Raw genomic sequence first — 23,054 nt, forward strand, 5'->3', positions numbered from 1 at the left:
CCCCCAGGGTCATTGGTTTCAGGCTTTGGCGCGGTCCAGCAGGTATTGGGTCAGCAAAGGAACCGGACGGCCAGTGGCGCCCTTGTCCTTGCCGCCGCTGGTCCAGGCGGTGCCGGCGATGTCCAGGTGCGCCCAGTTCAGGTTCTTGGTGAAGCGCGACAGGAAGCAGGCGGCGGTGATGGTGCCGGCTTTCGGGCCGCCAATGTTGGCAATGTCGGCGAACGGGCTGTCCAGCTGTTCCTGATACTCATCGAACAGCGGCAGTTGCCAGGCGCGGTCGTCGGCAGCCTTGCCGGCGCTCAGCAGTTGGCCGATCAGTTCGTCGTTGTTGCCCAGCAGGCCCGACGTGTGGGAACCCAGGGCGACCACGCAGGCACCGGTCAGGGTCGCGATGTCGATGACCGCTTGCGGCTTGAAGCGCTCGGAGTAGGTCAGGGCGTCGCACAGCACCAGACGGCCTTCGGCGTCGGTGTTGAGGATTTCCACGGTCTGGCCGCTCATGGTGGTGACAATGTCGCCAGGGCGCGAAGCGTTGCCGCTCGGCATGTTCTCGGCACAGGCCAGGATGCACACCAGGTTGATCGGCAGCTTCAGTTCCAGCACGGCACGCAGGGTGCCGAACACGCTGGCGGCACCGCCCATGTCGTACTTCATTTCATCCATGCCGGCGCCTGGCTTGAGGCTGATGCCGCCGGTGTCGAAGGTGATGCCTTTACCGACCAGCGCATACGGCTTCTCGGATTTCTTGCCGCCGTTGTATTGCATGACGATCAGGCGTGGCGGCTGGGCGCTGCCCTGGCCTACGGCGTAGAACGAACCCATGCCCAGCGCCTTGATCTTCTTCTCGTCGAGGACTTCGACTTTCAGATCCTTGAATTCCTTGCCCAGGTCTTTTGCCTGCTCACCGAGGAAAGTCGGGTGGCAGATGTTCGGCGGCAGGTTGCCCAGGTTACGGGTGAAGGCCATGCCGTTGGCGATGGCAGTGGCGTGGGCCACGGCGCGCTGAACTTCAGCCTGGGCGGCCTTGATGGTCAGCAGGGTGATTTTCTTCAGGGCGCGGGGATCGGCTTTCTGGCTCTTGAACTGCTCGAAGCTGTATTCGCCGTCCACCAGGGTTTCGGCCAGCAGGCGGGTCTTGCCATAGCTGTCACGACCCTTGACCACGACTTCGTCGAGGGCCAGTACCGCGTCGCTGCCGCCCAGGCCCTTCAGGGTATTGAGGATGCCGGCGATGATTTTGCGGAACGGGCGGTCACCCAGCTCGTCGTCCTTGCCAATGCCCACCAGCAGCACACGCTCGGCCTTGAGGTTCGGCAGGCTGTGCAGCAACAGGCTCTGGCCAACCTTGCCGGCCAGGTCGCCGCGCTTGAGCACTGCGCTGATCGCGCCGCCGCTCAGTTCGTCGAGTTGTCTGGCAACGGCGCCGAGCTTGCGGCCTTCGCCGACGGAGACCACGAGAGTGGCGGTCTTCAACGTTTCGGGGTTGACGCTTTTTACAACCAGTTCCATGTCCGGGTCCCTGAATTGATGGTTATCACGCATGCGCCCGACACCTTATGTGCGTCGATTGCTTATATAAAGAAAGGCGCCAGGATCGACCGGCGACAAAGGCCGCAGTTTGAACCTCGCTACCGGCGGCTGACAACCCTCGGTTGTACGATCTTCATGGAATTGACGGCCCTGTTGTAGGAGCGAGCTTGCTCGCGATGAACCCGAGACCACCGCGGGGCTTCAGGCTCCCCGCGTTATCATTGACGACCATAGCGAGCAAGCTCGCTCCTACACCTGCCCAATGCATTGCGCAGTGACAGGCGCACCCAATCACAGGATAATGCGCCATCTTTTTTCGGCGGTTCTGTCTTGCGGGCTGTCCGATACGTTTGCTTGTTTGGCCGCCTTAGCCTGACAACCCTGGAGTGTCTGGTTTGATCGTCTTCCGTTATCTGTCCCGCGAAGTCCTGTTGACCTTGAGCGCCGTCAGCGCCGTGCTGCTGGTCATCATCATGAGCGGTCGCTTCATCAAATACCTCGCCCAGGCCGCCTCGGGCCTGCTGGATCCGGGCTCGTTGTTCCTGATCATGGGCTTTCGCATGCCGGGGTTCCTCCAGCTGATCCTGCCGCTGGGGCTGTTTCTCGGGATCCTGTTGTCCTACGGGCGGATGTACCTCGAAAGCGAAATGACCGTGCTCTCGGCCACCGGCATGAGCCAGCAGCGGCTGGTCTGGATGACGATGTTTCCGGCCACCCTGGTTGCACTCGTCGTCGCGTGGCTGAGCCTGAGCCTGGCGCCACAGGGGGCCAATCAGTTTCAGTTGCTGCTGAACAAGCAGGATGCCCTCACCGAATTCGATACCCTGGAGCCGGGGCGCTTCCAGTCCCTGCGTGACGGCACCCGGGTCACCTATACCGAGCGCATGTCGGATGATCGCGTGAACCTGGGTGGCGTGTTCATCTCGCAAAAGAACATCAGTTCCAACAACAAGGATCGCGGAATTTCTGTGCTGGTGGCGGAAAAGGGGCGTCAGGAAATTCGCCCGGACGGCAACCGCTACCTGATCCTGGATAACGGCTATCGCTATGACGGTAGTCCGGGGCAGGCCGACTACCGGGCGATCAAGTACGACGAGTACGGTGTGTTGCTGCCAAAACCGGAAGTCAGCGACGAAGTCACCGACCGCGATGCGATGCCGACCAGTACGTTGATCGGCAGTGAAGACATTCGCATGCGCGCCGAATTGCAATGGCGCATCTCGCTGCCATTGCTGGTGTTCATCGTGACCTTGATGGCGGTGCCGCTGTCGCGGGTCAACCCGCGTCAGGGCCGCTTCCTCAAATTGCTGCCGGCGATTCTTCTCTATATGGCTTATCTGACCATTCTGATTGCCGCCCGCGGTGCCCTCGACAAGGGCAAGATCCCTGCGGTGGTGGGTTTGTGGTGGGTGCACGGGATTTTCCTGGCCATTGGCCTGGGCTTGCTCTATTGGGAACCCTTGCGTTTGATGAGGGCGAGTCGCCGCAACGCGCTGGAGGTAGCTCGTGGTTAAGCTGGATCGCTACATTGGTAGCAGCGTGTTCATGGCGATTCTGGCGGTGCTCGGGATCATTCTTGGTCTGGCGACACTGTTTGCCTTCATCGACGAGATGAGTGAAATCAGCGACACCTATACCCTGGTCGATGCGCTGAGTTATGTGTTGTTGACCGCGCCGCGCCGGATGTACGAAATGCTGCCGATGGCCGCGCTGATCGGTTGCCTGATCGGCCTGGGCACTCTGGCCAGCAACAGTGAATTGACGATCATGCGCGCCGCCGGTGTGTCGATCGGCCGGATCGTCTGGGCGGTCATGAAGCCGATGCTGGTGTTGATGCTGGCTGGCTTGCTGATTGGCGAGTACGTCGCTCCGCCCGCTGAAACCGCCGCGCAGGCCAATCGCTCGCTGGCCCAGGGCAGCGGCGATGCACAAAGCGCCAAGCACGGTTTGTGGCACCGCCAGGGTGATGAGTTCATTCACGTCAACTCGGTGCAGCCTAACGGCATCCTGTACGGCGTGACCCGCTACCGTTTCGACAACGAGCGCCACATGCTCTCGGCGAGCTTTGCCAAGCGTGCCGAGTTCGACACGGATCACTGGCAGTTGACGGACGTCACGACCACGGTGTTCCACGAACGCAGCACTGAAGTGGTGTCGACCCCGGTCGAGCGTTGGAACGTGGCCTTGAGTCCGCAATTGCTGAGCACGGTGGTCATGGTGCCAGAGTCGCTGTCGATCAGCGGTCTGTGGGGTTATATCCACTACCTGGCGGACCAGGGGTTGAACAACAGCCGCTACTGGCTGGCATTTTGGGTCAAGGTGTTGCAGCCGCTGGTGACTGCCGCTCTGGTGTTGATGGCGATTTCCTTCATCTTTGGTCCGCTGCGTTCGGTGACCCTGGGTCAACGGGTGTTCACCGGCGTGCTGGTGGGCTTCACCTTCCGCATCGTTCAGGATCTGCTGGGCCCTTCGAGCCAGGTGTTCGGCTTCCCACCCTTGCTTTCAGTGCTGGTGCCGGCGGGTATTTGTGCCGTGGCCGGGCTCTGGCTGCTGCGCCGGGCCGGTTGATGGCGGGTTTTTTCCGAGCGCTTTGACGATAGAAAACGCCCTTGTCGCAAGACCGGGGCGTTTTTGTAGGTGCCGTCTGACCTGCGAACGTGACGCTAGTGCCGTGGATCAGGTACAATTCCCGGCTATTTTTCGGCGGGCTATGCCTGCAGCCTTTTTGAGTGTTGATCCGTGAGTGATTTGAGTCATATCCGCAATTTCTCCATCATCGCCCACATTGACCATGGCAAGTCGACGCTGGCCGATCGCTTCATCCAGATGTGTGGCGGCCTGGCCGAGCGCGAAATGGAAGCCCAGGTCCTGGACTCCATGGACCTCGAGCGCGAGCGCGGGATCACCATCAAGGCGCACAGCGTTACTCTGTATTACAAAGCCAAAGACGGTATCAACTACCAGCTGAACTTCATTGACACCCCCGGCCACGTCGACTTCACCTATGAAGTCAGCCGTTCGCTGGCGGCCTGTGAAGGCGCGCTGCTGGTGGTCGACGCCGGTCAAGGCGTTGAAGCGCAGTCGGTTGCCAACTGCTACACGGCGATCGAGCAGGGCCTGGAAGTGATGCCGGTGCTGAACAAGATCGACCTGCCACAGGCCGATCCGGAGCGCGTCAAGGAAGAAATCGAAAAAATCATCGGCATCGATGCCACCGACGCGGTCACTTGCTCTGCCAAGACCGGTCTGGGCGTCGATGAAGTGCTCGAGCGCCTGGTGACCACCATTCCGGCGCCGACCGGCAACATCGAAGATCCGCTGCAGGCGTTGATCATCGACTCCTGGTTCGACAACTACCTGGGCGTTGTCTCCCTGGTGCGCGTGCGCCACGGCCGCGTGAAGAAGGGCGACAAGATCCTGGTCAAGTCCACCGGCAAGATCCACCTGGTGGACAGCGTCGGTGTATTCAACCCGAAACACACCCCGACCGTTGACCTGAAGGCCGGCGAAGTGGGCTTCATCATCGCCAGCATCAAGGACATTCACGGTGCGCCAGTGGGCGATACCCTGACCTTGAGCTCGACGCCGGACGTCGACGTACTGCCGGGCTTCAAACGCATTCAGCCGCAGGTGTACGCCGGCCTGTTCCCGGTCAGCTCCGACGACTTCGAAGATTTCCGCGAGGCGCTGCAAAAACTCACCCTCAACGATTCGTCGCTGCAATACACGCCGGAAAGCTCCGACGCCCTGGGCTTCGGCTTCCGTTGCGGTTTCCTCGGCATGCTGCACATGGAAATCATCCAGGAGCGCCTGGAGCGCGAGTACAACCTGGACCTGATCACCACGGCGCCGACGGTAATCTTCGAGCTGCTGCTCAAGACCGGCGAGACGATCTACGTCGATAACCCGTCGAAGCTGCCGGACCTGTCTGCCATCGAAGACATGCGCGAGCCGATCGTGCGCGCCAATATTCTTGTGCCGCAAGAGCACCTGGGCAACGTCATTACCCTGTGCATCGAAAAACGCGGTGTACAGGTCGACATGCTGTTCCTCGGCTCTCAGGTACAAGTGACCTACGACTTGCCGATGAACGAAGTGGTGCTGGACTTCTTCGATCGCCTGAAATCCACCAGTCGCGGCTATGCTTCTCTGGACTACCATTTCGATCGTTACCAATCGGCCAGCCTGGTGAAACTGGACGTGCTGATCAACGGAGACAAGGTCGACGCCCTGGCGCTGATCGTGCACCGTGACAATTCGCACTACAAAGGTCGCCAGCTGACCGAGAAGATGAAGGATCTGATTCCTCGGCAGATGTTCGACGTGGCAATCCAGGCCGCCATTGGCGGGCAGATTGTGGCGCGGACAACCGTCAAGGCGCTCAGAAAGAACGTATTGGCCAAATGCTACGGTGGTGACGTCAGCCGTAAGAAAAAGCTGCTGGAAAAGCAAAAGGCCGGTAAGAAACGCATGAAGCAGGTCGGCAACGTGGAAATTCCACAGGAAGCCTTCCTTGCAGTGCTCAGGTTGGATAGTTAGGTCCTATGTCACTAAATTTCCCGCTGTTGCTGGTCATCGCCGTATTTGTCTGCGGCCTGTTGGCGTTGCTCGATCTGTTGATCCTGGCCCCGCGTCGGCGTGCCGCCATCGCTTCCTATCAGGGCAGCGTCAGCCAGCCTGACATGGTCGTGGTCGAGCAGCTGAACAAAGAGCCGCTGCTGGTCGAATACGGCAAGTCGTTCTTCCCGGTGTTGTTCATCGTGCTGGTGCTGCGTTCGTTCCTGGTGGAACCGTTCCAGATTCCTTCCGGTTCGATGAAGCCAACCCTGGATGTCGGCGACTTCATCCTGGTGAGCAAGTTTTCCTACGGGATCCGCTTGCCGGTGATCGACAAGAAAGTCATCGAAGTCGGTGATCCGCAGCGCGGCGATGTGATGGTATTCCGCTACCCGAGCGATCCGAACGTCAACTACATCAAGCGTGTGGTTGGCTTGCCGGGCGACACGGTTCGCTACACCGCCGACAAGCGTCTGTTCGTCAACGGTCAATCGATTGCCGAGCAACTGGTCGGCTCCGAGCCGGGCACGCTGGGCAGCGCCGAGCTCTACAAGGAAAAACTCGGTGCCGCCGAGCACATGATCCGTAAGGAGATGAGTCGCTACCGCGCCATGCCGGACCATTCGTGGACCGTGCCGGCCGGGCACTACTTCATGATGGGCGACAACCGCGACAACTCGAACGACAGTCGCTACTGGGATGATCCGAGCATTCCCAAGGATCTGCTGGGCATGGTTCCCGACAAGAATATCGTCGGCAAGGCCTTCGCGGTCTGGATGAGCTGGCCGGAACCCAAACTCAGTCACCTGCCGAATTTCTCGCGGGTTGGCCTGATCAAGTAATCAAACACGGCGCTGTTGAACACAGCGCCGAATGCATTTCTGGAACCTGAAGAAGGTGACGGAAAAAAGCATGAAGCCAATGATATTCAGGACGTTATTTTTGAACACAGCGTTAATTGTCCCAAGCCTGCGCCGCCTCACGGCGATGGCAGTGCAATCGAACCACGAACTCAGCGTGGGTAAACCGTGAGCGTCTCCTTAAGCCGTCTAGAGCGTCAGCTCGGCTACACCTTCAAGGATCAGGAACTGATGGTCCTGGCCCTGACCCACCGCAGTTTTGCCGGGCGTAACAACGAACGCCTGGAATTCCTCGGTGACGCCATCCTCAACTTCGTCGCCGGCGAGGCGTTGTTCGAGCGTTTTCCGCTGGCCCGCGAAGGCCAGTTGTCGCGTTTGCGCGCGCGCTTGGTGAAAGGTGAGACCCTGGCCGTACTGGCCCGTGGTTTCGATCTGGGCGAGTACCTGCGCCTGGGCTCCGGCGAGTTGAAAAGCGGCGGTTTCCGTCGCGAGTCGATTCTGGCCGATGCCCTGGAAGCGCTGATCGGTGCGATCTACCTCGATGCCGGCATGGAAGTGGCCCGCGAGCGTGTGCTCGCCTGGCTGGCCGGAGAGTTCGAAGGCCTGACGCTGGTCGACACCAACAAAGATCCGAAGACCCGCCTGCAAGAGTTCCTGCAGTCCCGTGGTTGTGAGCTGCCGCGTTACGAAGTGGTGGATATCCAAGGTGAGCCGCATTGCCGGACGTTCTTCGTCGAATGCGAAATCATCTTACTGAATGAAAAAAGCCGAGGTCAGGGTGTGAGCCGTCGTATTGCCGAACAGGTAGCGGCCGCCGCAGCACTGATTGCCCTGGGTGTGGAGAATGGCAATGACTGATACAAACGCAACGCGCTGTGGCTATGTTGCCATCGTCGGCCGTCCGAACGTGGGCAAGTCCACGCTGCTGAACCACATCCTGGGTCAGAAGCTGGCGATCACCTCGCGCAAGCCGCAAACCACCCGTCACAACATGCTCGGTATCAAGACCGAGGGCGACGTGCAGGCGATCTACGTCGACACCCCCGGTATGCACAAGGGTGGCGAGAAGGCCCTGAACCGCTACATGAACAAGACCGCTTCGGCTGCGTTGAAAGACGTCGACGTGGTGATCTTCGTGGTCGACCGCACCAAGTGGACCGAAGAGGACCAGATGGTGCTCGAGCGCGTCCAGTACGTGACCGGCCCGCTGATCGTGGCGCTGAACAAGACCGATCGCATCGAAGACAAGGCCGAGCTGATGCCGCACCTGAGCTGGTTGCAGGAGCAGCTGCCGAATGCGCAGATCATGCCGATTTCCGCGCAACACGGGCACAACCTCGATGCACTGGAGCGGGTGATTGCCGAGCACTTGCCGGAAAACGATCACTTCTTCCCGGAAGACCAGATCACCGACCGCAGCAGCCGTTTCCTCGCCGCCGAGCTTGTGCGCGAGAAAATCATGCGCCAGATGGGCGCCGAGCTGCCGTACCAGATCACCGTCGAGATCGAAGAGTTCAAGCAGCAGGGCAAGACCCTGCACATCCATGCCTTGATCCTCGTCGAGCGCGATGGCCAGAAGAAAATCATCATTGGCGACAAGGGCGAGCGCATCAAGCGTATCGGCACCGAAGCGCGCAAGGACATGGAGCTGCTGTTCGACTCCAAGATCATGCTCAACCTGTGGGTCAAGGTTAAGGGCGGCTGGTCCGATGACGAGCGTGCGTTGCGTTCGCTGGGTTACGGCGACCTGTAAGACTCGGTTCCTGATACACCAGAGAAACCCTGTGGGAGCGAGCTTGCTCGCGATGAGGACCTGAAATTCAACGTCAATGTTGACTGACAGACCGCAATCGCGAGCAAGCTCGCTCCCACATTGGTTTTGGGGTGTTTGTAAGACCGTGTTCCTATCTTGAGAATTCTGATTGCCATGTCCTCAACTCCGCCCCTCGCCCAACCCGCCTACGTCCTGCACTCCCGCGCCTACCGTGAAAACAGTGCGCTGGTGGATTTCCTGACGCCGCAAGGCCGGCTGCGGGCGGTGTTGCGCAGTGCGCGGGGCAAGGCCGGGACGCTGGCGCGGCCGTTCGTGCCATTGGAAGTCGAGTTCCGGGGCAAGGGCGAGCTGAAGAACGTCGGGCGCATGGAAAGTGCCGGTGTTTCCACCTGGCTCAATGGCGAGGCGCTGTTCAGCGGTCTTTACCTCAATGAACTGCTGATTCGCCTGTTGCCCGCTGAAGATCCGCTCCCCTCGGTGTTCGATCATTACGCCGCCACCTTGCTGGCCCTGGCCGAAGGTCGACCCCTGGAGCCCTTGCTGCGCTCCTTCGAATGGCGTTTGCTCGATGACCTTGGCTACGGGTTTTCCCTGACGACTGATATTCACGATCAGCCCATCGCACCGGACGGCCTCTACCGTTTGCAAGTGGATGCCGGGCTTGAACGTGTCTACCTGCTGCAACCGGGTCTGTTCAACGGCACCGAACTGCTGGCCATGGCTGAGGCCGACTGGTCTGCCCCTGGCGCTCTGTCTGCCGCCAAACGCTTGATGCGCCAGGCGTTGGCCGTTCACCTGGGCGGCCGTCCACTTGTCAGTCGCGAGCTGTTTCGCAAGCCCTGATCACACCGTATGCTGTGCACCGAACTTTCTCTTCTTCTGGAGCGCTTTCCGTGACCACCAGCACCCGTATTCTTCTTGGCGTGAACATCGACCACGTTGCCACCCTGCGTCAGGCCCGGGGCACCCGTTATCCGGACCCGGTCAAGGCAGCGCTGGACGCGGAAGAGGCGGGCGCTGACGGCATCACCGTGCACCTGCGCGAAGACCGCCGGCACATTCAGGAGCGCGACGTTCTGGTGCTCAAGGACGTGCTGCAAACCCGCATGAACTTCGAAATGGGCATCACCGAAGAAATGATGCAGTTCGCCGAACGCATCCGCCCGGCGCACATTTGCCTGGTGCCGGAAACCCGTCAGGAGCTGACCACCGAAGGCGGACTGGATGTGGCGGGGCAGGAAGCGCGGATCAAGGCGGCGGTCGAGCGCCTGTCGAAGATCGGCTCCGAAGTGTCACTGTTCATTGACGCCGACGAGCGTCAGATCGAAGCCTCGCGCCGTGTTGGCGCCCCGGCCATCGAACTGCACACCGGGCGTTATGCCGATGCCGAGACACCGACCGAAGTCGCCGAAGAACTCAAGCGTGTCGCCGATGGCGTGGCCTTCGGCCTGGCTCAGGGCCTGATCGTCAATGCCGGGCATGGCCTGCATTATCACAACGTTGAAGCCGTGGCGGCGATCAAGGGCATCAATGAGCTGAACATCGGGCATGCGCTGGTGGCCCATGCGTTGTTCGTTGGCTTCAAGTCGGCTGTTTCGGAGATGAAGGCGCTGATTCTGGCGGCTGCCTTGAAGGGCTAGGATCAAAAGATCGCAGCCTTCGGCAGCTCCTACAGGGTTATGTGTGCACCTGTAGGAGCTGCCGAAGGCTGCGATCTTTTGTTTTAAAGCGGGGCTGGCTCCTGCGCCGGCTTGCTCTTGTCGATCCCCGGCACCAGCAGTTTGCCCTCGGCGACCTGGTCGCCTTCAAGCTGCGGCTGGGTTACCCAGGTCAGGATGTCGTAGTAGCGACGGATGTTCGCCACGAAATGCACCGGTTCGCCGCCGCGGGCGTAGCCGTAGCGGGTCTTGCTGTACCACTTCTTCTCGGACAGGCGCGGCAGGATCTTCTTCACATCCAGCCATTTGTCCGGGTTCAGTCCTTCCTTGGCCGCCAGTTTGCGTGCGTCGTCCAGATGGCCGCTGCCGACGTTGTAGGCCGCCAGGGCAAACCAGGTACGGTCCGGTTCCTGGATCGAATCGTCGAGCTGGTCCTTCATGTAGGCCAGGTACTTGGCGCCGCCCATGATGCTTTGTTTCGGATCGAGGCGGTTGGACACGCCCATGGCCTGCGCGGTGTTCTGGGTCAGCATCATCAGGCCGCGCACACCGGTCTTGGACGTGACGGCCGGTTGCCACAGGGATTCCTGATAGCCGATGGCCGCCAGCAGGCGCCAGTCGACTTTCTCCTTCTTGGCGTACGACTTGAAGTGCTGTTCGTACTTGGGCAGGCGTTGCTGCAAGTGTTGGGCAAAGGTGGTGGCGCCCATGTAGCCGAGCACGTCGACGTGCCCGTAGTAACGATCCTTGAGGCGTTGCAGGGTGCCGTTTTTCTTGACCTTGTCGAGGTAGTCGTTGATTTCGTTGAGCAGGCTGTTGTCGTCGCCCAGCCCGACGGCCCAGCTCTGGTTGCTGGCGTCACCGAGGTCGAAGGCGACCCGGATGTTGGTGAAGTACACCTGGTTCATCGCGACTTCGTTGGAGTCGACGAGCGTGAGGTCGATCTGGCCTTCGTCAACCATGCGCAGGAGATCGACGACCTCGACTGCGTCAGACTCTTCGTATTCGATGCCGGGAAATTTCTGTTTCAGCTTTGCCAGTTGTTCGGCGTGGGTGCTGCCCTTGAGCACCATGATCTTCTTGCCCACCAGATCCTTGGCGTCGGTCGGCCGTGACTGGCCATTGCGGTAGATGACCTGCGGGGTGACTTCCAGATAGGAGTGGGAGAAGCGCACCTGCTTCTTGCGTTCTTCGCTGCTGACCAGGCCGGCCGCCGCCAGCACCGGGCCGTTGGGCTTGCCGACCTGGTTGAACAGGTCATCGAGGTTGTCGGCGGTCTCGATCTTGAGCTCGACCCCCAGATCGTCGGCGAAGCGCTTCACCAGCTCGTATTCGAAGCCGGTTTCACCGTTGCGATCCTGAAAGTAGGTGGCGGGGCTGTTTCGGGTAACCACCCGCAGCACACCATCCTCCTTTACGCGCTCGAGCGTGTTGGGTTTATCAACACAGGCACCGAGCATCAGGAAGAGTCCGGTTGCGATCAGCCATTTGGCGTACCGCGGACGCAAAGCCATTGGGAAAAACATCTGCGCAGTATACGCAAAGGACCACGGGCGCCATATCTCGACAGTGAAGGGCGAGTCTGCTAGAGATCACAAATTCGGCCGAAACCCCGCAGGAACGGGCCTTGTCTGCGTTTTGTTACAGTAAAAATAAGCTGTCGTCATACGCCCGGTTAACCTGACTTTCGGGGCAGAAACACAGATCGACACCCGAGTGCAACCGTGCGTAGCGTTTCGGGTGATGTCGCGGGCTGTTTAGGCTAGAATGCACGGCCTCAAAGCACACCCCTTCCCGAGGCTGTCCCGAAGATGTTGATCCTGCGCGGCGCTCCTGCCCTTTCCGCCTTTCGCCACAGCAAGCTCCTTGAGCAACTGAGCCAGAAGGTTCCGGCTGTCAGCGGCCTGTATGCTGAATTCGCTCACTTCGCCGAAGTTACCGGCGTCCTGACCGGCGACGAACAGCAGGTGCTCGCGCGCCTTCTGAAGTACGGTCCAAGCGTTCCGGTACAAGAACCGACCGGTCGTCTGTTTCTGGTACTGCCGCGTTTCGGCACCATCTCGCCGTGGTCGAGCAAGGCCAGCGACATCGCCCGCAACTGCGGCCTGGCGAAAATCCAGCGCCTGGAGCGCGGCATCGCGTTCTACGTGGCCGGCCAGTTCAGCGACGCTGAAGCCCGGTTGATCGCTGACGGTCTGCACGACCGCATGACCCAGATCGTCCTGGGCAACCTCGAACAGGCCGCCGGCCTGTTCAGCCACGCCGAACCGAAACCCCTGACCGCCATCGACGTGCTGGGTGGCGGCCGCGCTGCGCTGGAAAAAGCCAACACCGAGCTGGGCCTGGCCCTGGCCGAAGACGAGATCGACTACCTGGTCAACGCCTTCGTCGGCTTGAAGCGCAACCCGCATGACATCGAACTGATGATGTTCGCCCAGGCGAACTCCGAGCACTGCCGTCACAAGATCTTCAACGCCAGTTGGGACATTGACGGAGAGAGCCAGGAAAAAAGCCTGTTCGGCATGATCAAGAACACCTACCAGATGCACAGCGAAGGTGTCCTGTCGGCTTATAAGGACAACGCTTCGGTGATCGTCGGTTCCGTGGCCGGTCGCTTCTTCCCGGACCCTGAAACCCGCCAGTACGGCGCGGTGCAGGAACCGGTGCACATCCTGATGAAGGTCGAGACCCACAACCACCCGACCGCGATTGCCCCGTTCCCGGGCGCATCCACCGGTTCCGGTGGCGAGATCCGCGACGAAGGCGCGACCGGTCGCGGTGCCAAGCCGAAAGCCGGCCTGACCGGTTTCACCGTGTCCAACCTGCAGATCCCGGGCTTCGAACAGCCATGGGAAGTGCCGTACGGCAAGCCTGAGCGCATCGTTACCGCGCTGGACATCATGATCGAAGGCCCGTTGGGCGGCGCCGCGTTCAACAACGAATTCGGTCGTCCGGCCCTGACCGGCTACTTCCGTACCTTCGAGCAATCGATCACCACCCCGCACGGTGACGAAGTTCGCGGCTACCACAAGCCGATCATGCTGGCAGGCGGCATGGGCAACATCCGCGAAGAACACGTCAAGAAAGGCGAGATCCTCGTTGGCTCCAAGCTGATCGTGCTCGGCGGCCCGGCGATGCTGATCGGCCTGGGTGGCGGCGCGGCTTCCTCCATGGCCACCGGCACCAGCTCGGCGGACCTGGACTTCGCTTCGGTACAGCGCGAAAACCCGGAAATGGAACGTCGCTGCCAGGAAGTCATCGACCGTTGCTGGCAACTGGGCGACAAGAACCCGATCAGCTTCATCCACGACGTGGGTGCGGGCGGTCTGTCCAACGCCTTCCCGGAACTGGTCAACGACGGCGACCGCGGTGGCCGTTTCGAACTGCGCAACATTCCAAACGACGAACCGGGCATGGCCCCGCACGAAATCTGGTCCAACGAATCCCAGGAACGCTACGTTCTGGCGGTCGGCCCGGCTGACTTCGAGCGTTTCAAGGCGATCTGCGAACGTGAGCGTTGCCCGTTTGCCGTGGTCGGCGAAGCCACCGCCGAGCCGCAACTGACCGTCACCGACAGCCACTTCGGCAACAGCCCGGTGGACATGCCACTGGAAGTGTTGCTGGGCAAGGCGCCGCGCATGCACCGTTCGGTGGTGCGTGAAGCCGAGCTGGGCGACGACTTCGATCCGTCGACCCTGAACATTGCCGACTGCGTCGAGCGCGTCCTGCATCACCCGGCCGTGGCCAGCAAGAGCTTCCTGATCACCATCGGCGACCGCACCATCACCGGCCTCGTGGCCCGTGACCAGATGGTCGGCCCGTGGCAGGTGCCGGTGGCCGACGTTGCCGTCACCGCCACCAGTTTCGACGTCTACACCGGTGAAGCCATGGCCATGGGCGAGCGGACTCCGCTGGCACTGCTGGACGCTCCGGCGTCGGGCCGCATGGCCATCGGCGAAACCCTGACCAACATCGCGGCCTCGCGCATCGGCAAGATCTCCGACATCAAGCTGTCGGCGAACTGGATGTCCGCTGCCGGTCACCCGGGCGAAGACGCGCGTCTGTACGACACCGTGAAAGCGGTCGGCATGGAACTGTGCCCTGAGCTGGGCATCACCATTCCGGTGGGCAAGGACTCGATGTCCATGGCCACGCGCTGGAACGATGAAGGCGTGGACAAGTCCGTCACTTCGCCGATGTCCCTGATCGTCACCGGTTTTGCGCCAGTGACTGACATCCGCCAGACCCTGACCCCGCAACTGCGCATGGACAAGGGCACCACCGACCTGATCCTGATCGACCTGGGCCGCGGCCAGAACCGCATGGGCGCCTCGATCCTCGCGCAGGTTCACGGCAAGCTCGGCAAGCAGGCTCCGGACGTCGACGACGCCGAAGACCTGAAGGCCTTCTTCGCCGTGATCCAGGGCCTCAACGCCGACGGTCACCTGCTGGCTTACCACGACCGTTCCGACGGTGGTCTGCTGACCAGCGTTGTCGAGATGGCGTTCGCCGGTCACTGCGGCCTGAGCCTGAACCTCGACGGCCTGGCGGAAACCTCCGCCGACATCGCCGCCATCCTGTTCAACGAAGAACTGGGTGCCGTGATCCAGGTTCGCCAGGACGCCACCCCGGACATCCTCGCGCAGTTCAGTGCTGCCGGTCTGGGTGATTGCGTATCGGTGGTCGGTCAGCCGATGAACAACGGCGAGATCAGCATCACCTTCAACGGCGACACCGTGTTCGAAGGCCAGCGTCGTCTGCTGCAGCGTCAGTGGGCCGAGACCAGCTACCAGATCCAGCGCCTGCGTGACAACGCCGACTGCGCCGAGCAAGAGTTCGACGTGCTGCTGGAAGAAGACAACCCGGGCCTGAGCGTCAAGCTGAGCTACGACATCAACCAGGACATCGCCGCGCCTTACATCAAGAAAGGCATCCGCCCACAGGTTGCCGTGCTGCGTGAGCAGGGCGTCAACGGTCAGGTGGAAATGGCGGCTGCGTTCGACCGCGCCGGTTTCAACGCGATCGACGTGCACATGAGCGACATTCTGGCCGGCCGTGTCGACCTGAATGAGTTCAAGGGCATGGTCGCTTGCGGCGGCTTCTCCTACGGCGACGTATTGGGTGCCGGTGAAGGCTGGGCGAAATCCGCGCTGTTCAACAGCCGTGCCCGCGATGCGTTCCAGGGCTTCTTCGAGCGCAACGACAGCTTCACCCTCGGCGTGTGCAACGGTTGCCAGATGATGTCCAACCTGCACGAGCTGATCCCGGGCAGCGAGTTCTGGCCGCACTTCGTGCGCAACCGTTCCGAGCAGTTCGAAGCCCGTGTTGCCATGGTGCAGATCCAGGAGTCGAACTCGATCTTCCTGCAGGGCATGGCCGGTTCGCGCATGCCGATCGCCATCGCCCACGGCGAAGGTCATGCAGAGTTCGCCAGCGAAGAAGCACTGCTGGAAGCCGATCTGTCCGGTTGCGTGGCGATGCGTTTCGTCGACAACCACGGCAAGGTCACCGAAAGCTACCCGGCCAACCCGAACGGCTCGCCGCGCGGGATCACCGGTTTGACCAGCCGCGACGGTCGCGTGACCATCATGATGCCGCACCCGGAGCGTGTGTTCCGCGCCGTGCAGAACTCGTGGCGTTCGGATGACTGGAACGAAGATGCACCGCTGATGCGTATGTTCCGTAATGCTCGTGTGTGGGTGAACTAAGCGCCGTGTACAAGCTCAGCTTTTTTGTTCCAACCAGTCACGTCGAAGACGTGAAAAGCGCCGTATTCGCCGCCGGTGGCGGACGGATCGGTGCTTACGACCACTGTGCATGGCAGGTGTTGGGTCTGGGCCAGTTTCGTCCACTGGACGGCAGTCAGCCGTTCATTGGCGAGGCAGGGCAGGTCGAACAGGTCGAGGAATGGAAAGTCGAGCTGGTAGTGGCCGATGAGTTGATTCGCTCGGTGGTGGCGGCTCTGAAACAGAGCCACCCCTACGAGACACCGGCTTATGAAGTGTGGCGCCTGGAGGATTTCTGATCCTCCGCTGCTGAAATGAAATACCCGCTGTAGGAGCTGCCGAAGGCTGCGATCTTTTGATTTTGATCTTAAAAACAGAATCAAAAGATCGCAGCCTTCGGCAGCTCCTACAATGTGTACGTCGTCGATCAAACCTTGGCACTGACCTCGCTGCGATTGACCAACGCTTCCAGCGCATCACTCAAACTCGGCGCCTTGTCGCCAATCAACAGATGCCAGATCCCGCCTTCCAGCTGACTCACACCCTGGCAACCCAACGCTTTCAAATCACACTCCGACAACGCCTTGCCATTGGCCAGTTGCAGGCGAATGCGCGTCATGGCGATGCAGTCGAGTTGCAGCACATTGTCGCCACCCCCCAGTGCATTGAGCCATTGCTGCGCCTCGGGTGTTGCCACGGTGGCGGGTGGAGGCGCGTCGATTTCTGCTGCCGGCGACGACACGATGGCACGCCCCAGCGCCGGCATCGCCAGGCGAATTTCATCGGCAATCGCATCGGCCATCGGCCCGACCACTACCTGCAAACTCCCGCCCTTGCCCGGACGCACCACGGCCATGGCGCCGAGCGCCTTCAGATCGGTATCCGAGGCCTTGTTGCGATCCACCATGTCCAGGCGCAACCGCGTGGTGCAGGCACCGACGGTGATCAGGTTTTCGGTGCCGCCCAAGGCCTTGATGTAAGCCCCGGCGCGTTCATTGTCGGCCACCGCTACCTGTGGGGCGGCAACGCTGGTTTCGCGGCCCGGTGTCTTCAGGTCGAAACGACGGATGCAGTAATCGAACACCACGTAATAGATCACGGCATACGCCAGGCCCACCGGGAACACCAGCCAGCCGTTGGTGGACTTGCCCCAGCCCAGCACCATGTCGATGAAGCCGCCGGAGAACGTGAAGCCCAGGTGAATGTTCAGCGCATTGGTGACGGCCATCGACAGGCCGGTCAGCAACGCATGCAGCAGAAACAGCAGCGGCGCGAGGAACATGAAGGCGAATTCGATCGGCTCGGTCACGCCGGTCAGGAACGCGGTCAGGGCCATCGACAGGAAAATCCCGCCCATCACCTTGCGCCGTTCCGGCAGGGCGTTGCGGTACATCGCCAGGCACGCAGCGGGCAGGCCGAAGATCATCACCGGGAACATGCCGGTCATGAACTGGCCGCCTTTCGGGTCGCCGGCGAAGTAGCGCGACAGGTCACCGGTGACCAGCGCACCGGTGGTGGGGTCGGTGAAGTTGCCGAACACGAACCACGCCATGTTGTTGAGGATATGGTGCAGGCCGGTGACGATCAGCAACCGGTTGAACACGCCGAAGACGAACGCACCAATGCTGCCACTCTCCATCATCAGCGTGCCGAAGCTGTTGATGCCGTGCTGGATCGGCGGCCAGATATAGCCGAACACCACGCCCAGGCCCACGGCGGCGAACCCGGTGACAATCGGCACGAACCGTCGGCCACCGAAGAAGGCCAGGTATTCCGGCAGCTTGATGTCCTTGAAGCGGTTGTACAGCGCGCCGGCCATCAGGCCGCTGACGATACCGGCGAGCATGCCCATGTTGATGCTCGGGTCGAGCACCTTGAGGGTGGCGATCATCACCAGGTAACCGATCACCCCGGCAAGCCCCGCCGTACCGTTGTTGTCCTTGGCGAAACCGACCGCGATGCCGATGGCGAAAATCATCGCCAGGTTGGCAAAGATCACCTGGCCGGCGTCATGGATGATCGCGATGTTCAGCAGGTCGGTGTCACCCAGGCGCAGCAGCAGGCCGGCAATCGGCAGGATCGCGATCGGCAGCATCAGCGCGCGGCCGAGGCGTTGCAGGCCTTCAATGAAAAGTTGGTACATGGCGGATCTCCCTGGATTTTTGTTCTTCTTTTGTAAAGAGCTAGCTCAGAGGCCAGTGCTGGTGGCAGGCATGACGCACGGCGCTGGCGCTGCTCAGCTTGAGCAGGCCCAGACTGATGCGCCGGCATTCGCTGGCGTCGAGATGACGCACGCGGTCCTTGATTTCACCGATCTGTACCGGGCTCACCGACAGCTCGCTGACCCCCAGGCCGATCAACACCGGCGTGGCCAGAGGGTCGGACGCCAGTGCCCCGCAGACACCGACCCAACGCTTGTGCTGCGCCGCACCGGCGCAGGTCTGGGCGATCAACCGCAGCAGGGCCGGGTGCAACGCATCGACGCGTGCGGCGAGCCCGGCATGGTCGCGGTCCATGGCCAGGGTGTATTGCGACAGGTCGTTGGTGCCGATGGACAGGAAGTCCGCGTGTTCGGCCAGTTGCTCGGCCAGCAGCGCGGCGGCCGGCACTTCAATCATCACCCCCAGCTCCGGGCGCTGCGCCAGGCCCAGTTCGGTACACAAGGCATCGAGGCGCTGGCGGATGTGCAGCAGTTCATCGACCTCAGTGATCATCGGCAGCAGGATCCGGCAGCGTGACAACGGGCTCAGGTGCAGCAGCGCGCGCAGTTGCTGGTCGAGCAGTTCCGGGCGGACCTGGGCCAGGCGAATGCCGCGCAGGCCGAGCACCGGGTTGGCCTCGGCGGGCAGTGGCAGGTAATCGAGTTGCTTGTCGCCACCGACGTCGATGGTGCGGATGATCACCGACTTGTCGCCCATGGCATCGAGCACGGCTTGATAGGCTTGGTGTTGTTCCTGTTCGTCCGGGGCGGTATGGCGGTCGACGAAGAGAAATTCGGTGCGCAGCAAGCCGACGCCGTCGGCGCCATTGGCCAATGCGTCTGCCGCTTCCGTGCTGGACGCCACGTTGGCGGCGACTTCGATGCGCAGGCCATCGGTGGTCAGCGCCGGTGTGTGCGCCTGGGCCTGTTGTTCGGCCCGGCGTTGTTGCTGTTGCTGTTGCAGCTGGCGCACGTCGGCCAGGCGCTGTGTGCCGGGTGTCAGTTCGAGGCGGCCGCCGTCGGCGTCCAGCACCACCGGTTGCCCCTGTTGCTGATCGAGCAGCGTCGAGCCCAGTGCGACCATGCACGGCAGGCCTTTGCCCCGGGCCAGAATCGCTACGTGGGAGGTCGCACCGCCCTCGGCCATGCACAGCCCGGCGACGCCTTGCTGGCTCAGTTGCAGCAGATCGGAGGGCGTCAGTTCATGGGCCGCGACGATGGCGCCGGCTGGCACGTCGTAATGCCAGGTATCGCCGAGCAATACGCGCAGCACCCGTTGCTTGAGGTCGCGCAGGTCGTTGGCGCGTTCGGCGAGCAATGTGCTGCCGGTTTGCTGGAGCATTTCGCATTGCGCGTCGATGGCTTGGCTCCAGGCATAGGTCGCGGCCGTGCCCTGGTCGACGAATTGACGGGCAGCGTCGAGCAAGGCCGGATCTTCGAGCAGCGCCAGGTGCGCGGCGAAAATGGCCTCTTCAGCGCTGTCCTTGTGTTTTTTCGCCTGGGCCAGGGTGTGGTCGATTTCGCTGCGCACCTGGCCCAGTGCCGCGTCCAGAACCTGGCGTTGCTGTTGCGGATCATGCTGGCCGGCGTCCACTGGCAGGCTGATCGCATTCAGGCGAAACAGCGGCCCGCCGACCAGGCCGGGCGCCGCACAGACACCGTGCAACACACCGGCTTCGGCGGGGCGATTGCGTTGGGCGATCGTCGGTGGGGCGGCGGCGTGACTGTCTTCGGCCAGGGCTGTGGATAACGCGGTGAGCAAGGCTTGCAATGCGGCTTCGGCATCCGGGCCCTGGCAACTGACCCGAACCTCCGCCTGTTCGCCGATGGCCAGCCCCATCAGGCCGATCAGGCTGTCGCAGGTGGCCGACTTGCCAGCGAAGTGCAGCTGCGATTTGCTTTTGAAACCTTGTGCGGTCTGACGGATCAACGCCGCCGGCCGCGCGTGCAGGCCGCCACGGTGAGCAATGCGCACGAGGCCGACAATCTCTGCGCCGGCAAACTCGACATCGACCTCTGCGGTCGATGTCTGTCGACGAATGATGTGCAGCAGCGGCTCACCGACTTTCACCGATTTGAGGGTGATGGGCCGCGCCTGAAAGTCCTGGCTGTTGGTGAGGATCAGCAGGCTGATCAGGCTTTTGCACTGTTGCGCGACCTTGTCCAGGTCGTAGCGCAGCAGGGGTTGGCCGTTGGCGACGCGCGCGCCTTCCTTGACCAGCATCGAGAAGCCCTGGCCCTGCAGCTCGACCGTGTCGAGGCCCAGGTGCAGGAGCAATTCCGCGCCGTTGTCGGCACGCAAGGTCAGCGCGTGACCGGTGCGCGCGACATGCACCACCACACCCGCGCAGGGGGCGTGGAGCGTGTCGTTGAGCGGATCGATGGCGATGCCGTCGCCCATGGCGCCGCTGGCAAACACCGGGTCCGGGACTTTGGCGAGCGTGAGCACCGGGCCGCTGAGCGGGGCGCTTAAAGTCAGCTCTTTATTGTTGTTATGCATGGCTCGGTCTCATCAAATAAAGGTTCGCTTCGGACGCTTTTGTAGGAGCTGCCGCAGGCTGCGATCTGTTGATCTTCAAAAACAAAATCAAAAGATCGCAGCCTGCGGCAGCTCCTACACACGTGGCACCGGTCATCAGTGGGTGCGGGTGACTTTGCTCAAGTGCCGCGGCTGGTCCGGGTCCATGCCGCGGGCCACGGCCAGGCCGGCGGCCATCACGTAGAAACTCTGGATCGCCAGAATCGGGTCGAGGGCCGGGTGTTCGGCGCGGGTCAGGGTCAGGTCGCGCTCGAGCACGTCATCCGGCGCGGCCAGCAGGACACGGGCGCCGCGCTGGCGCATGTCGGCGGCCAGGCTCAGCAGACCGGCCTGTTCGGCGCCCCGTGGGGCAAACACCAGCAGCGGATAGTTGTCGCCGATCAGGGCCATCGGGCCGTGGCGGACTTCGGCGCTGCTGAAGGCTTCGGCCTGGATCGCCGAGGTCTCTTTGAATTTGAGCGCTGCTTCCTGGGCGATGGCAAAACCGGCACCACGGCCGATCACCATCAGCCGCTGGCAATCGCGCAAGGCCTCGATGGCCGGGCTCCAGTCCTGTTGCGCGGCGTTGCGCAGGCCGTCGGGCAAGGCCAAACCAGCCTCGAGCAGTTCGGCGTCTTCCTTCCAGTGCCCGATCAACCGCGCGCTGGCGCTCAGGGTGGCGATGAAACTCTTGGTCGCGGCGACGCTGCTTTCAGTGCCGGCACACAACGGCAGGCTGAACTCACAGGCAGCTTCCAGCGGCGAGTCTTCGGCATTGACCAGCGAAATGCTCAAGGCACCGCGCTTGCGCAACAGGCGCAGGCTGTTGACCAGGTCCGGGCTTTGCCCCGATTGCGAGAAGGCGAATGCCACCTGGCCGCTGACCTTCAGCGGCGCCTGCTGCATGGTCACCACCGACATCGGCAACGACGCCACCGGGATGCCCAGCAACTGCATGGTCAGGTAGGCGAAGTAGCTGGCGGCGTGGTCGGAGCTTCCGCGCGCCACGGTCATGGCCACTTGCGGCGGCTGACGACGCAGGCGTCCGGCGATCTCGATCATCTGCGGGTCGAGTTTTTGCAATTGGGCTTGCACGGCCTCGAACGAGGACAGCGCCTCTTCAAGCATTTTTGAAGTCAATGTCTTCTCCTTCGACCATGACGGCGGTCAGTTTCAGTGAGCGATCCAGCCGCACGCAGTCAGCCCAGGCCCCCGGTTGCAGGCGCCCGCGTTCGGTGAGGCCGAGGTAGTCGGCGGGGAATTGCGACAGGCGCTGCGAGGCTTCGGCGATGGGCAGGCCGATTTTCACCAGATTGCGCAAGGCTTGATCCATGGTCAGGGTGCTGCCGGCCAGGGTGCCGTCGGGCAGGCGCACGCCGCCCAGGCACTTGGTCACGGTGTGGCTGCCGAGCTTGTACTCGCCGTCGGGCATGCCGGCGGCGGCGGTCGAGTCGGTGACGCAGTACAGGCACGGAATCGAGCGCAGGGCGACGCGGATGGCGCCGGGGTGCACGTGCAGCAAGTCCGGGATCAGTTCGGCGTATTTGGCATGGGCCAGTGCAGCGCCGACGATCCCCGGCTCGCGGTGATGCAGCGGGCTCATGGCGTTGTAGAGGTGGGTGAAGCTGCTGGCACCGGCCTCCAGCGCCGCGACGCCTTCCTCGTAACTGCCCAGGGTGTGGCCGATCTGCATGCGGATGCCGCGGCGGCTGAGGTCGCGGATCAAGGCATCGTGACCGGCGATTTCCGGGGCAATGGTGATCACCCGGATCGGCGCCAGTGCCAGGTACGCTTCGACCTCGGCCATCAACGCGGTGTGGGCGAAGTTGGGTTGCGCGCCGAGCTTGCCGGGGTTGATGTAGGGGCCTTCGAGGTGCACGCCGAGCACCCGCGCGCAGCCTTGTGGCCGCTGCTCACAGAATTCGCCGACGGCTTTGAGCACGCTGGCGATCTCTTCGCTCGGCGCCGTCATGGTGGTGGCCAGCAGCGACGTGGTGCCGAAGCGCACATGGGTACGGGTGATGGTTTCAAAGGCGGGCGTGCCTTCCATGATGTCTTTGCCGCCACCGCCGTGAACGTGCAGGTCGATGAAACCCGGCAGCAGATAAGGCAGGTCGTTGTCCGCCGGATCGCAGGGGACGCCTTCGATGGACACGACCTTGCCGTGGGCGTGGACCAGTCGGCCGCGAACCCAGCCGCGGGCGGTGAGGATGTTGTCTTCGGACATGTCG

The 23,054-nt window shown here is 62.1% G+C and carries 16 protein-coding genes; 10 read left to right on the plus strand and 6 right to left on the minus strand.

The features are described 5' to 3' along the window. Window positions 1-18: 18 nt before the first annotated feature. Window positions 19-1,509 (minus strand): leucyl aminopeptidase, encoded by a 1,491-nt coding sequence (locus AC3WJW_RS10800; protein ID WP_493726024.1) that lies wholly within the window; start codon window positions 1,507-1,509, stop codon window positions 19-21. A 416-nt stretch (window positions 1,510-1,925) separates the two neighbouring features. Between AC3WJW_RS10800 and lptF the strand changes: the two genes are divergently transcribed. The 8 genes from lptF to pdxJ all read left to right on the plus strand — a co-directional run bounded on the left by lptF (window position 1,926) and on the right by pdxJ (window position 10,361). After that, the gene (gene lptF, locus AC3WJW_RS10805; protein WP_493725974.1) at window positions 1,926-3,044 is read left to right on the plus strand and encodes an LPS export ABC transporter permease LptF; all 1,119 of its coding nucleotides are present in this window, start codon (window positions 1,926-1,928) and stop codon (window positions 3,042-3,044) included. Next, the gene (gene lptG, locus AC3WJW_RS10810; RefSeq protein WP_493725975.1) at window positions 3,037-4,098 is read left to right on the plus strand and encodes an LPS export ABC transporter permease LptG; all 1,062 of its coding nucleotides are present in this window, start codon (window positions 3,037-3,039) and stop codon (window positions 4,096-4,098) included. The genes lptF and lptG overlap by 8 nt, the downstream gene beginning before the upstream one ends. 171 nt (window positions 4,099-4,269) lie before the next feature. After that, window positions 4,270-6,069, plus strand: coding sequence for a translation elongation factor 4 (lepA, locus tag AC3WJW_RS10815; RefSeq protein ID WP_007973962.1), 1,800 nt, complete (start codon window positions 4,270-4,272; stop codon window positions 6,067-6,069). A 5-nt stretch (window positions 6,070-6,074) separates the two neighbouring features. Beyond that, window positions 6,075-6,929 (plus strand): signal peptidase I, encoded by an 855-nt coding sequence (lepB, locus tag AC3WJW_RS10820; RefSeq protein WP_015093643.1) that lies wholly within the window; start codon window positions 6,075-6,077, stop codon window positions 6,927-6,929. Between the two features lie 186 nt (window positions 6,930-7,115). Continuing rightward, on the plus strand, window positions 7,116-7,805 hold the full coding sequence (gene rnc / locus AC3WJW_RS10825) for a ribonuclease III (protein ID WP_007973960.1): 690 nt from the start codon (window positions 7,116-7,118) through the stop codon (window positions 7,803-7,805). Next, on the plus strand, window positions 7,798-8,700 hold the full coding sequence (gene era, locus AC3WJW_RS10830; protein ID WP_493725976.1) for a GTPase Era: 903 nt from the start codon (window positions 7,798-7,800) through the stop codon (window positions 8,698-8,700). The genes rnc and era overlap by 8 nt, the downstream gene beginning before the upstream one ends. A gap of 174 nt (window positions 8,701-8,874) precedes the next feature. Next, window positions 8,875-9,564, plus strand: a complete 690-nt coding sequence (gene recO, locus AC3WJW_RS10835) for a DNA repair protein RecO (protein ID WP_429391345.1) — start codon at window positions 8,875-8,877, stop codon at window positions 9,562-9,564. A 50-nt stretch (window positions 9,565-9,614) separates the two neighbouring features. After that, window positions 9,615-10,361 carry a pyridoxine 5'-phosphate synthase gene (pdxJ, locus tag AC3WJW_RS10840; RefSeq protein WP_429391344.1) on the plus strand — a complete coding sequence of 249 codons (747 nt, stop codon included), beginning with the start codon at window positions 9,615-9,617 and terminating at the stop codon, window positions 10,359-10,361. An 83-nt stretch (window positions 10,362-10,444) separates the two neighbouring features. Here pdxJ and mltF read toward each other — a convergent pair whose 3' ends face one another. Beyond that, complete coding sequence (mltF, locus tag AC3WJW_RS10845) at window positions 10,445-11,905, minus strand: membrane-bound lytic murein transglycosylase MltF (RefSeq protein WP_102674868.1); 1,461 nt, start codon at window positions 11,903-11,905, stop codon at window positions 10,445-10,447. A gap of 285 nt (window positions 11,906-12,190) precedes the next feature. Here mltF and purL point away from each other — a divergent pair, with 285 nt between their 5' ends. Together purL and AC3WJW_RS10855 are read left to right on the plus strand one after the other, a co-directional pair. Further along, a complete protein-coding gene (gene purL, locus AC3WJW_RS10850) occupies window positions 12,191-16,087 on the plus strand; it encodes a phosphoribosylformylglycinamidine synthase (protein WP_493725977.1) in 3,897 nt (1,298 codons plus the stop codon). A gap of 5 nt (window positions 16,088-16,092) precedes the next feature. Further along, window positions 16,093-16,404 carry a YqfO family protein gene (locus AC3WJW_RS10855; protein WP_489318492.1) on the plus strand — a complete coding sequence of 104 codons (312 nt, stop codon included), beginning with the start codon at window positions 16,093-16,095 and terminating at the stop codon, window positions 16,402-16,404. A gap of 128 nt (window positions 16,405-16,532) precedes the next feature. Here AC3WJW_RS10855 and nagE read toward each other — a convergent pair whose 3' ends face one another. The 4 genes from nagE to nagA all read right to left on the minus strand — a co-directional run bounded on the left by nagE (window position 16,533) and on the right by nagA (window position 23,050). Beyond that, window positions 16,533-18,248 (minus strand): N-acetylglucosamine-specific PTS transporter subunit IIBC, encoded by a 1,716-nt coding sequence (nagE, locus tag AC3WJW_RS10860; protein ID WP_493725978.1) that lies wholly within the window; start codon window positions 18,246-18,248, stop codon window positions 16,533-16,535. Window positions 18,249-18,288: 40 nt separating this feature from the next. After that, window positions 18,289-20,805 (minus strand): phosphoenolpyruvate--protein phosphotransferase, encoded by a 2,517-nt coding sequence (gene ptsP / locus AC3WJW_RS10865; protein WP_493725979.1) that lies wholly within the window; start codon window positions 20,803-20,805, stop codon window positions 18,289-18,291. 135 nt (window positions 20,806-20,940) lie between these two features. Further along, window positions 20,941-21,963 (minus strand): SIS domain-containing protein, encoded by a 1,023-nt coding sequence (locus AC3WJW_RS10870; RefSeq protein WP_218501162.1) that lies wholly within the window; start codon window positions 21,961-21,963, stop codon window positions 20,941-20,943. After that, window positions 21,944-23,050: an N-acetylglucosamine-6-phosphate deacetylase gene (gene nagA, locus AC3WJW_RS10875; protein ID WP_493725980.1), complete on the minus strand. Its 1,107-nt coding sequence runs from the start codon at window positions 23,048-23,050 to the stop codon at window positions 21,944-21,946. The genes AC3WJW_RS10870 and nagA overlap by 20 nt, the downstream gene beginning before the upstream one ends. Between the last annotated feature and the right edge of the window lie 4 nt (window positions 23,051-23,054).

Source organism: Pseudomonas sp. GW821-FHT07G06 (assembly GCF_058986625.1).